Here is a 10,222-nt window from a genome sequence, read left to right on the forward strand (position 1 = left end):
TGAGTCGCACCCGCCGCCGGCCCCGGATCTCCGGGGCCGGCGGCATTGTCATGTCTACAGCAGGCGTACGCCGGTGCGGCGGGCGATCTGGGCCTGCAGTCTGGCCATCTGCCAGTGAAGGTCGACGAGTTGCTCGGTCAGTTGGGCCCAGGGAACGTCTGCCACGTCCTCGACGGCCAGGTGGTCGATCGCGGCCGCAAGCTCTCCCATCGCACGCTCCCGCTCCATCGGCATCCTCGTATCGAAACAACGTTCGAATGATATCGGAACACCGGCCACGCTGTCAGTCATTTGCCCCGCGAGTCGCCCCGGGCATGACAGATCCGCGAACGCCGGAACGCGGCGTTCGCGGAGTGCGGCGGGGGATCAGCCCTTGTTGTAGGCGGCGAGGACTTCCTTCGGATCGCCGTCCATCTTGATCTTGCCCTTGTGCAGCCAGATGACCCGGTTGCAGGTCTCCTCGATGACCCTGAGGTCGTGGGCCACGAGGAAGACCGTGCCGGCCGACTCGCGGATCTGCTTGATGCGTTCCTCGCTCTTTTTGCGGAACTCGCGGTCGCCGGTGGCCAGGGCCTCGTCGATCAGCAGCACGTCGTGTGTCTTGGCCGAGGAGATGGCGAAGCGCAGCCGGGCGCCCATGCCGGAGGAGTAGGTCGACATCGGCAACTGGACGAACTCATCGATGCCGGAGAAGTCGACGATCTCCTGGTATTTCTCTCTGACCTCGCTCGGGGACATGCCCATCGCGTAGCAGCCGAGCACGATGTTGCGCTCGCCCGTGAGCTCGCGCATGAGCGCCGCGTTGACGCCGAGCAGCGACGGCTGGCCGTCGGTGTAGACGGCACCCTCGTGCGGCGGCAGGAGGCCGGCGATGGCACGCAGCAGCGTGGACTTGCCCGAGCCGTTGCGGCCCACGACGCCGATCGCGTCGCCGTGGTAGGAGACGAAGGACACGCCCTTGACGGCGTGCACCTCCTTCATCTGCGGGCGGCCCTGGCGCTTGAGCAGGCGCGTGAGGGCGTTGACCGCGTTGCCCTTCTCGTTGTCGCTGGCCGCGCCGTAGACCCGGTAGACGATGTGGAGGTCGTCGACGATGACGGTGGGAGTCCCCGTGGGGACGTCCAGAGGCCGCTTGCCGGCGGGGGCCGGATTGGGGTGCACCCTGACGTCCTTGCTGGGCTCGTCCTTGCCGGGGACGGCCTCGTCGGGGACGGCGGGCTCCTGGCCCTTCACCTGTGACAGCTCCTTGGTCAGTTCAGCCACGCCCGTACCTCTCCTCAGCCCGCCAGAAGTACCAAAAGCCGAAGCCGAGTGCGAACACTGCCCAGAATACGCATGACACCCACACCATCGTCGGGGGGTTGTGCCCGTTCTCGGGATGGTAGGTCTCGATGAGGATGTCGCGCATCCACTCGATGTAGGAGGCCGCGGGATTGAGGTACATCACGTTGGCCACCCACTGGGGCAGATGCGCGGCGTTGACCACCTTGTCCTGGATCGAGAAGAAGACGCCCGAGGCGTAGAGCCAGGTGCGGGTGATGAACGGCAGTAGTTGGTTGAGGTCGCGCATGGAGGAGCCGAGCCGGGCGATCACCAGACCGGCGCCGATGTTGAACATTGTCTGCAACAGCAGCACGACCGGGATCATCAGCCAGAACCAGGTAGGCCATTCTTTGGTGGCCACCACGAGCGCCAGGAGCACGCCCATGGAGATGGCGAGCTGCTGGAGCTCCTGGATCGTGTAGGCCAGTGGCAGGGAGGCTCTGGGGAAGTGGAGCGCCCGGATCAGCGACAGGTTGCCCGAGATCGACTTGGCGCCCGCGGTCACTGTCCGCTGCGTGTAGGTGAAGACGAACATCCCGGTCAGCAGGAAGGCCGGGTAGTTGTCGATGTTCTTGTTGCCCCCGAGGATCAGGCCGAACATCAGGAAGTAGATGGCGGCGTTCAGCAGCGGGGTCAGGACCTGCCACAGCTGGCCCAGGGCCGAGCTGGAGTACTTCGAGACGTTGCGCGAGGTCGCGTACGTCAGGATGAAGTGACGCCGCTCCCAGAGCTGGCGCACATAGACAGGAAACCTCGGCCGTGCGATGGCACGACGAAGCCCATATCTCGCGGCGAGCTTGGCCAGCGGCTCCTGCCCGCTTCGGCCGCCCGCCTGGGCGTCCGCTACAGCGGATTCCGGCTGGCTCATGGCAAGGACTCTATTGGATCCGGCTCGGTGAGGTGTCTGTCGCGGCGGTTCGCGACAGACTGTTGGACGGTGTCCCGCGCTGCCCGGTTCCAAGGCTGGTCCCAGGGCATGTCAAGACTTGCCCAACCGTAACTCAGCGACACGCGGGATCGCGGCTAGGGCGTGACCAGTGGCGGCAAGGAGGTATTTTTCATCAGCTGTTCACGTCCCATACTGTCCGCTTTAGGGGTTTCTCGATGGATTTGGTGCTCCATGCGAGAAATGACTGTGACGTTGGATAAGCGCACGTGTGACCGAACTGCAACGCACCAGAGACTCGCTGGTGGCAAGTAGTAAGGGATAGTCGCGATCGACTGGCAGGGCGTCGGCTGGTTTGACCAGGTCAGCCAAACCCGGGGGACGACAAGGCACCCCCGTCAGGCTGCTCACGATCATCGCAGCTCAGCGCTTACGCCCACCTGTTTGAGGGAGGAATCTTTTTACCATGCGTGTTACTAAGGGCGCACAGATCGTCGCCGGTACCGCGCTGCTAGCCCTCGCGGTCGCCGCGTGTGGCGGCGGCGGAGCCACGACCGGCAACCCCGCGTCGGGCGGAGCCGGCGACACTCCGGTCCGCATGGAACTGGGCGAGCCGCAGAACCTGCTGGTCCCCTCGAACACCACGGAGTCGGAGGGCGCTGAAGTCCTCGCCTCGGTGTTCGAGCCGCTCGTCAACTACGACGAGAACAAGCAGGTCGTCCTGGCAGCGGCGGAGTCGATCGAGAGCACCGACAACAAGGTGTGGACGATCAAGCTCAAGCCTTACACGTGGCAGGACGGCCAGCCGGTCGTCGCGCAGAACTACGTTGACGCGTGGAACTACGCGGCAAACCAGGACAACGCCCAGGGCGCCGGTTACTTCTTCGGCCGCGTCGACGGTTATGCCGACCTCAACCCCGGTGAGGGCAAGACGGTCGCCACCAAGGAGATGAAGGGCCTCAAGGCGGTCGACGACTCGACCCTGCAGGTCACGCTCACCGCGCCGTTCTCCCAGTTCAAGACCATGCTGGGCTACACCGCGTTCTACCCGCTGCCCAAGAGCGCCTTCGGGCCCGACGGCAAGGTGACGCAGGAGTACGGCGAGAAGCCGGTCGGTCAGGGCCTGTTCAAGCTGGACAAGCCCTACAAGAAGGGCACTGACCAGACCATCGACCTGACGGTCTATGACAAGTACCCGGCCAAGAAGCCGACCGGCTGGACCAAGCTGCAGTTCAAGCTCTACAACAGCTCGGAGACGGCCTACAACGACCTGCAGGCCGACAACGTCGACATCCACGACTCGCTGCCCGCCTCGGCGATCTCCAGCGCCAAGACGGCGCTCGGTGACCGCTACCAGGACCAGCCGGACGCCGGCGTCGGGTACATCGGCTTCCCGCTGAAGTACAACGACGAGTACAAGGACGTCAAGATGCGCGAGGCCATCTCGATGGCCATCGACAGGAAGACCATCGCCGAGACGGTCTTCTCCGGCACCCGTTCGCCGGCTGACGACTTCATCAACCCGGCCATCGACGGCTACCGCCAGGGCGCCTGCCAGGCCTGCCAGTACAACCCGACCAAGGCCAAGGAGCAGTACGCCGCGGCCAAGGGCCCGACGAAGCTGGAGCTCGGCTACAACGCCGACGGTGGCCACAAGGAGTGGATCGAGGCCGCGGCCAACAACCTCCGCGCCAACCTCGGCGTCGAGGTGACGGTCAAGCCGTTCGAGAAGTTCGCGAGCATCCTTGACGCCCTCGACAAGAAGGAATACAAGGGCATGTTCCGGATGGGCTGGGCGATCGACTACCCGTCCGCCGAGAACTACCTGACGCCGATCTTCTCGACCGGCGCCATCAAGACCGGCTCCAACTACGCCGGCTACTCCAACAAGGAGTTCGACGAGACGGTCGCCAAGGGTGACCAGGCGCCGACTCCGGAGGAGGGGCTGAAGTTCTACCAGGCGGCGGACGACATCCTCATCAAGGACCTTCCGTACATCCCTGTGTACTTCTACCGTAACAACTCGGGATACTCGACCAAGGTCAAGAACGTCAAGATCAACCTGCTCAACCAGGTTGAGTGGGCCGACGTCGAGAAGGCCTGACGCTGTTCGCGGGGGTGGGCGGTTAGCCGCCCACCTCTCGAGAGCCCGCCACGAAGGCAGTCATGGGGGCCATGAAACCCCGGGTCCCGGCGACTGCCTTCTTGGCATGTACGGGAGGCTTGAATGGGCCGTTACGTTATTAGGCGCCTGATCCAGGCGATACCAGTCCTGCTGGGCGCCACCCTCTTCATCTTCGCCATCGTCTTCGCGCTCCCTGGCGACCCCATCGCGGCGCTGGCCGGCGAGAAGAGGCAAGATCCCAACATCGTGCTGATCCTGCGGGATCAGTACCACCTCAACGATCCGCTGCTGCTGCAGTACTGGTACTACATCAGCAACATCTTCCTGCACGGCGACTTCGGCAGGACCTTCGCCGGTGTGCCCATCACCCAGTTGATGGCGGGCAAGTTCCAGGTCACGCTGAACCTGGCGCTCGTCGCCCTCGTCATGGAAGCGATCATCGGTGTCCTGCTCGGCCTGTGGGCGGCGTTGCGCCGCGGTCAGGCCATCGACACCATGATCCTGGCCGCGACGCTGCTGCTCATCTCCGTCCCGCCGCTGGTGACCGGCTTCGTGCTGCAGCTGTGGCTGGGCGTCTGGCTGAAGCAGGCCGTGGGCGCGGAGATCTTCCCGATCGCGGGAATCAACGCGGGGCTGAAATCGTACTTGCTCCCCGGATTCGTGCTGGCGGGTACGTCGATCGCGTATCTCACCCGGCTCACCAGAACGAGCCTGGTCGAGACGCTGAGATCCGACTACATCCGAACAGCGACCGCGAAGGGATTGTCCAGACGAAGAGTCATCGGCCGGCACGGGTTGCGTAACGCGCTGATCCCCTTGGTCACCTACCTGGGCGCCGACCTCGGCACGCTCATGGGCGGTGCGGTGATCACCGAGACGATCTTCAACATCCCGGGTATCGGCCTCCAGATCTATCAAGGCGTATACCTACGAGAGCAACCTATCGTCGTAGGTATCGTGACAATCCTGGTGCTGGTCTACATCGTGGCGAACCTGGTCGTGGACCTGTTGTACGCCGTGCTCGATCCGAGGATTCGCTATGAGTAACGACCCACAGGTCGGACCTGTGCAGACCGCTACCGCGCCGACCCCTCCGGACAAGCTCAAGAAGGAGGCGAAGCCGGCAAGTCTTTGGAGCGACGCCTTCTATGACCTGCGACGTCGGCCGATGTTCATCGTCTCGTGCGTCCTCATCGCGATCCTGCTGGTCATGTCGTTCTGGCCGTCGTTGTTCACCTCGATCAACCCCTTCGACGCCAAGACCTGCGAGCTGGCCACGGCCAGGCAGGGACCGAGCGCGGGCCACATCTTCGGCCGCGACAGCCTCGGCTGCGACGTCTACGCCAGGGCGATCTACGGCGCGCGCAACTCGATCGTGATCGGCGTGAGCACCACCATCATCACGGCGATCGTCGGCGGTCTGCTCGGTCTCCTCGCGGGTGCCCGCGGCGGAGCCGTCGACACGGTCACGTCCCGGGTCACGGAGGTCTTCTTCGCGATTCCGTGGATCCTCGGCGCGCTGCTCATCTCGGCCACCTTCAGGGACGCGGACCTGGGCATCTGGATCGTGGTCATCGCGCTGGCCGTGCTGGCCTGGCCGATGACGTTCCGCATCATGCGGGCCGCCGTCATCACCGCCAGAAACCAGGACTTCGTGGTCGCGGCCCGTGCCCTGGGCGCGAGTCAGAGCCGGGTCATGTTCGGGCACCTGCTGCCGAACGCGGTCGCCCCGGTGATCGTCATCGCGACGATCAACCTCGGCGGGTTCATCTCGGCCGAGGCGGCGCTGTCGTTCCTGGGAGTCGGGGTCCAGTCCCCGGACATCTCCTGGGGCCTGATGATCGCCGACGCCCGCAACCGGTTCCTGGAGGCGCCGCTGCCGCTCGTCTTCCCGGCGGTGTTCCTGAGCATCACGGTGCTCGCGTTCATCATGCTGGGCGACGCCGTACGCGACGCTCTCGACCCGAAGCTCAGGTAGGAAGGGGGTTCAAGTGAGAAAGGCATCAACGGACGTGTTGCCCGCCGAGGGAGGGCTGGGCGACGAGCCGCTGCTCGCCGTGGAAGATCTGCACGTGGAGTTCGCCACCCGCGCGGGCGTCGTGCGTGCGGTCAACGGGGTGAGCTACTCGCTCAGCCCCGGTGAGACTCTGGCCGTGCTGGGGGAGTCGGGTTCCGGCAAGTCCGTGACCGCTCAGGCGATCATGGGCATCCTGGACATGCCGCCGGCCCGCATCCCCAAGGGTGAGATCCGCTTCCGCGGCACCGACCTGCTGAAGCTCTCGGACGAGGCACGCACCCAGGTGCGTGGCCAGCGGATCGCGATGGTGTTCCAGGACGCGCTGTCCGCGCTCAACCCGGTGTTCACCGTGGGCTGGCAGATCAGCGAGATGTTCCGGGTGCACCGTGGCCTGTCCAAGCGCGACGCCTACAACAAGGCGATCGAGCTGATGGACAAGGTGCGCATCCCGGCCGCCAGGCAGCGCGTCAACGACTATCCGCACCAGTTCTCCGGGGGCATGCGCCAGCGCATCATGATCGCCATGTCGATCGCGCTGGACCCCGAGGTGCTGATCGCGGACGAGCCGACCACCGCGCTCGACGTGACGGTTCAGGCCCAGATCATGGAGCTGCTCGCCGAGCTCCAGCGTGAGAGCAACATGGGCATGATCCTCATCACGCACGACCTCGGCGTCGTCGCCGACGTCGCCGACAAGATCGCGGTCATGTACGGCGGGCGGATCGTCGAGAACGCCAGCGTGCACGACATCTACAAGTCCCCGGCCCACCCCTACACCAAGGGGCTGCTGGAGTCGATCCCCCGGGTCGACCTCAAGGGCCAGGAGCTGTACGCGATCAAGGGCCTGCCGCCCAACCTGCTCGACATGCCGACCGGCTGCGCCTTCCACCCGCGGTGCCCGTACCGCCAGGACAACTGCGTGACGGACAACCCCCCGCTCTACGAGATCAGCGGCACGCGCAGCAGCGCCTGTCACTACTGGAGGGAGGTCCTCGATGGCGACCAAGGGTGAGCGGATTCTCGAAGTCCGGGACCTGGTCAAGCACTTCCCGCTGACCCAGGGCATCCTGTTCAAGAAGCAGATCGGCGCGATCAAGGCCGTCGACGGCGTCTCGTTCGACCTCAGCAGGGGCGAGACGCTGGGCATCGTGGGCGAGTCGGGCTGTGGCAAGTCCACGCTGGCCAAGGTGCTCATGGCGCTGGAGCGGCCGACCTCCGGCTCGGTGAAGATCAGCGGGCGGGACATCGCCAAGGCCAAGGGCCCTGAGCTCAAGCGGATGAGACGCAACATCCAGATGGTGATGCAGGATCCGTACACCTCCCTGAATCCCCGGATGACCGTCGGCGACATCATCGGCGAGCCGTTCGACATCCACACCGAGGTCGCCCCCAAGGGCGAGCGCCGCCGCAAGGTGCAGGAGCTGCTGGAGGTCGTGGGCCTCAACCCCGACCACATCAACCGCTACCCGCACCAGTTCTCCGGCGGGCAGCGCCAGCGCATCGGCATCGCCCGAGGGCTGGCGCTCCAGCCGGAGATCATCGTCTGCGACGAGCCGGTCTCCGCGCTCGACGTGTCGATCCAGGCCCAGGTCATCAACCTGCTGGAGCGGCTGCAGAACGAGTTCGACCTGGCGTACATCTTCATCGCCCACGACCTGTCGGTGGTGCGCCACATCTCCGACCGGGTCGGGGTGATGTACCTCGGCAAGATGGTCGAGCTCGGCAAGGACACCGAGATCTACGACAAGCCCGCCCATCCGTACACGCAGGCGCTGCTGTCGGCCGTGCCGGTCCCCGACCCCGAGGGCCGCGAGCAGCGCGAGCGGATCATCCTGCAGGGCGACCCGCCGTCGCCCGCCAACCCGCCGTCGGGCTGCCGCTTCCGCACCCGCTGCTGGAAGGCGCAGGAGATCTGTGCGGAGGAGGAGCCGCTGCTGCAGATCAGGCCGGGGACGGCGCACGAGAGTGCCTGTCACTTCGCCGAGACGCACGACGTGGTCCACATCGGCTGACCACCGGCCCCAGGCCCCTCGCGGGAACTTTCCGCGGGGGGCTTTTTCCTGTCCGTCTTGGTCAACGGGTCGCTATGACGGCCGAGCCGTGGCCGAACAGGCCCTGGTTGGCGGCCAGGCCGACCCTGGCGCCCTCGACCTGGCGCTCGCCCGCCCGGCCGCGCAGCTGCCGGGTCAGCTCACAGACCTGGGCGATGGCCTGGGCGGGGATGGCCTCGCCGAACGAGGCGAGCCCGCCGGACGGGTTCACCGGCACGCGCCCGCCGAGCGCGGTGTCGCCCGCCCGCAGCAGCTTGCCGGCCTCACCGGGGGCGCAGAGGCCCACGTCCTCGATCCAGTCCAGTTCGAGGGCCGTGGACAGGTCGTACACCTCCGCGAACGACACGTCACCCGGCCCGATGCTCGCCTCCTCGTAGGCGGCGTGCGCGATGGCGGCCCTGAAGGGCCGTTCCGGAGGGGGTACGGCGGCGGAGGAGTCGGTCGCGAAGTTCGGCAGCTCCAGAACCGTGTTGGGGAACGTGGGCGTCACCGTCGAGACGGCGGCGATGCGCACCGGGTCCGTCATGCCCAGCCGGCGGGCGTACTCCGGCGAGGCCAGGACGAGCGCGGCGCCGCCGTCCGAGGTCGCGCAGATGTCCATGAGCCGCAGCGGGTCGGCCACCATGGGCGAGGCCAGAACCTCCTCGGCCGTGACCGCCTTGCGGTAGCGGGCCATCGGGTTCAGCGAACCGGCCAGGGAGTTCTTGACCTTGACGGCGGCGAAGTCCTCGGCGGTCTCGCCGTACAGGGCCATCCGCCTCCGCGCGTAGAGCCCGAAATATGCGGGATTGGTGGCACCGAGTAGCCGGAACCTCAGCCAATCCGGATCATCCGGGCGATCGCCGCCGACCGGCTTGAAGAACCCCTTGGGTGTGGCGTCCGCGCCCACCACCAGCGCCACGTCGCAGAGCCCGGCCATGATCCGGGCGCGCGCGATGTCGATCGCCTGCGCCCCCGACGCGCACGCCGCGTAGCACGACGCGATGCGGGCGCCGGACCAGCCGAGGGCCTGCGCGTAGGTGGCTCCGGCGATGAACCCCGGATATCCGTTCCTGATCGTGTCGGCGCCCACCAGGAACTGGACGTCGGTCCAGGCGATCCCGGCGTCTTGCAGCGCCTGCCTGGCCGCCGCCACGCCGTACTCCGCGAACGGTCTGCCCTGCTTGCCCCACGGATGCATGCCCGTGCCCAGCACCACGACGCTCACGAGGCGCGACCCCACATCCACACCAGCGGTCCGTCGGCCAGCGGGCCGTGGGTGAGCTCGACCTCCATGCCGACCTCCAGCTCGTCCGCCGTGAGGTCCTTGACCTGCCCCAGCACCACGATGCCCGCGCCGGCCAGCTCCACCGCCGCCAGCGTCACAGGCGTGTACGGATCGGCGGCCACGAACGGCTCGGGCGGCGGATAGGAAGCGCTCGTGTACGACCAGACCCGCCCGCGCCTCGGCAGTCTGGTCTCCTCCATGGACTCCCCGTCGCAGTGCGGGTTGCGGCAGAACCCGCGCTGCGGCGGGAAGCAGACCGTGCCGCACGCCGCGCACCGGGTGCCGATCAGGTGGGTGCCGTCCTCTTCTATGGCGAACCAGCCGTCGATCGCAAGGCTCATAGGCAGGAGTATCACACAAGCGCTTGCTAGGTTACATCCCTCCCGCGACACCGGTGCCGTACGAGCACCCGGGCCGACATGGCCGCCGTCAGCAGCACCATGGCGAACACCACCGGCAGCCGCGACGACGGCGGCGGCCGGGAGACCGGGCCGTCGCCGAAGTAGCCGCCGGGGCCCACGCCGGCCGCGGCCGGCCTGGCGGCGGGACTGGG

11 protein-coding genes are annotated in these 10,222 nt (G+C 66.6%); 5 read left to right on the forward strand and 6 right to left on the reverse strand.

Annotated features, from left to right (window positions below; genetic code table 11):
* Positions 1–54: 54 nt before the first annotated feature.
* The 3 genes from KME78_RS63045 to KME78_RS63055 all read right to left on the reverse strand — a co-directional run bounded on the left by KME78_RS63045 (position 55) and on the right by KME78_RS63055 (position 2,191).
* Positions 55–210, reverse strand: coding sequence for a hypothetical protein (locus KME78_RS63045; protein WP_219539856.1), 156 nt, complete (start codon positions 208–210; stop codon positions 55–57).
* A 156-nt stretch (positions 211–366) separates the two neighbouring features.
* A complete protein-coding gene (locus tag KME78_RS63050) occupies positions 367–1,263 on the reverse strand; it encodes an ABC transporter ATP-binding protein (protein ID WP_219539846.1) in 897 nt (298 codons plus the stop codon).
* Positions 1,256–2,191: an ABC transporter permease gene (locus KME78_RS63055; RefSeq protein WP_219539847.1), complete on the reverse strand. Its 936-nt coding sequence runs from the start codon at positions 2,189–2,191 to the stop codon at positions 1,256–1,258. Before KME78_RS63055 ends, KME78_RS63050 begins: the two co-directional genes overlap by 8 nt.
* A gap of 484 nt (positions 2,192–2,675) precedes the next feature.
* Here KME78_RS63055 and KME78_RS63060 point away from each other — a divergent pair, with 484 nt between their 5' ends.
* The 5 genes from KME78_RS63060 (at position 2,676) to KME78_RS63080 (ending at position 8,363) form a co-directional block, all read left to right on the forward strand.
* Positions 2,676–4,313: a peptide ABC transporter substrate-binding protein gene (locus KME78_RS63060; RefSeq protein ID WP_219539848.1), complete on the forward strand. Its 1,638-nt coding sequence runs from the start codon at positions 2,676–2,678 to the stop codon at positions 4,311–4,313.
* Between the two features lie 123 nt (positions 4,314–4,436).
* Positions 4,437–5,381: an ABC transporter permease gene (locus KME78_RS63065; RefSeq protein ID WP_219539849.1), complete on the forward strand. Its 945-nt coding sequence runs from the start codon at positions 4,437–4,439 to the stop codon at positions 5,379–5,381.
* Positions 5,374–6,312: an ABC transporter permease gene (locus tag KME78_RS63070; RefSeq protein ID WP_219539850.1), complete on the forward strand. Its 939-nt coding sequence runs from the start codon at positions 5,374–5,376 to the stop codon at positions 6,310–6,312. Before KME78_RS63065 ends, KME78_RS63070 begins: the two co-directional genes overlap by 8 nt.
* A gap of 13 nt (positions 6,313–6,325) precedes the next feature.
* Entirely contained in the window at positions 6,326–7,363 is a 1,038-nt protein-coding gene (locus KME78_RS63075) for an ABC transporter ATP-binding protein (protein WP_308127607.1), read from the forward strand.
* Positions 7,347–8,363: an ABC transporter ATP-binding protein gene (locus tag KME78_RS63080; RefSeq protein WP_219539851.1), complete on the forward strand. Its 1,017-nt coding sequence runs from the start codon at positions 7,347–7,349 to the stop codon at positions 8,361–8,363. Before KME78_RS63075 ends, KME78_RS63080 begins: the two co-directional genes overlap by 17 nt.
* Positions 8,364–8,424: 61 nt before the next feature.
* Here KME78_RS63080 and KME78_RS63085 read toward each other — a convergent pair whose 3' ends face one another.
* From KME78_RS63085 to KME78_RS63095, 3 genes are all read right to left on the reverse strand, one after another.
* Positions 8,425–9,609 carry a lipid-transfer protein gene (locus KME78_RS63085; RefSeq protein WP_219539852.1) on the reverse strand — a complete coding sequence of 395 codons (1,185 nt, stop codon included), beginning with the start codon at positions 9,607–9,609 and terminating at the stop codon, positions 8,425–8,427.
* Complete coding sequence (locus KME78_RS63090) at positions 9,606–10,010, reverse strand: Zn-ribbon domain-containing OB-fold protein (RefSeq protein WP_219539853.1); 405 nt, start codon at positions 10,008–10,010, stop codon at positions 9,606–9,608. Before KME78_RS63090 ends, KME78_RS63085 begins: the two co-directional genes overlap by 4 nt.
* Positions 10,011–10,036: 26 nt before the next feature.
* The coding region (locus KME78_RS63095; protein WP_219539854.1) for a hypothetical protein at positions 10,037–10,222 on the reverse strand (186 nt) is incomplete at its 5' end.

Origin of the sequence: Nonomuraea guangzhouensis (genome assembly GCF_019396345.1) — a bacterium.
GTDB classification, from domain to species: Bacteria; Actinomycetota; Actinomycetes; order Streptosporangiales; family Streptosporangiaceae; genus Nonomuraea; species Nonomuraea guangzhouensis.

What these genes read in the sequence shown, in the direction of transcription:
- KME78_RS63045 (WP_219539856.1), bottom strand. Translation starts at nt 210, where the DNA reads ATGGGAGAGCTTGCGGCCGCGATCGACCACCTGGCCGTCGAGGACGTG.
- KME78_RS63055 (WP_219539847.1), bottom strand. Translation starts at nt 2,191, where the DNA reads ATGAGCCAGCCGGAATCCGCTGTAGCGGACGCCCAGGCGGGCGGCCGA.
- KME78_RS63060 (WP_219539848.1), top strand. Translation starts at nt 2,676, where the DNA reads ATGCGTGTTACTAAGGGCGCACAGATCGTCGCCGGTACCGCGCTGCTA.
- KME78_RS63065 (WP_219539849.1), top strand. Translation starts at nt 4,437, where the DNA reads ATGGGCCGTTACGTTATTAGGCGCCTGATCCAGGCGATACCAGTCCTG.
- KME78_RS63070 (WP_219539850.1), top strand. Translation starts at nt 5,374, where the DNA reads ATGAGTAACGACCCACAGGTCGGACCTGTGCAGACCGCTACCGCGCCG.
- KME78_RS63080 (WP_219539851.1), top strand. Translation starts at nt 7,347, where the DNA reads ATGGCGACCAAGGGTGAGCGGATTCTCGAAGTCCGGGACCTGGTCAAG.
- KME78_RS63090 (WP_219539853.1), bottom strand. Translation starts at nt 10,010, where the DNA reads ATGAGCCTTGCGATCGACGGCTGGTTCGCCATAGAAGAGGACGGCACC.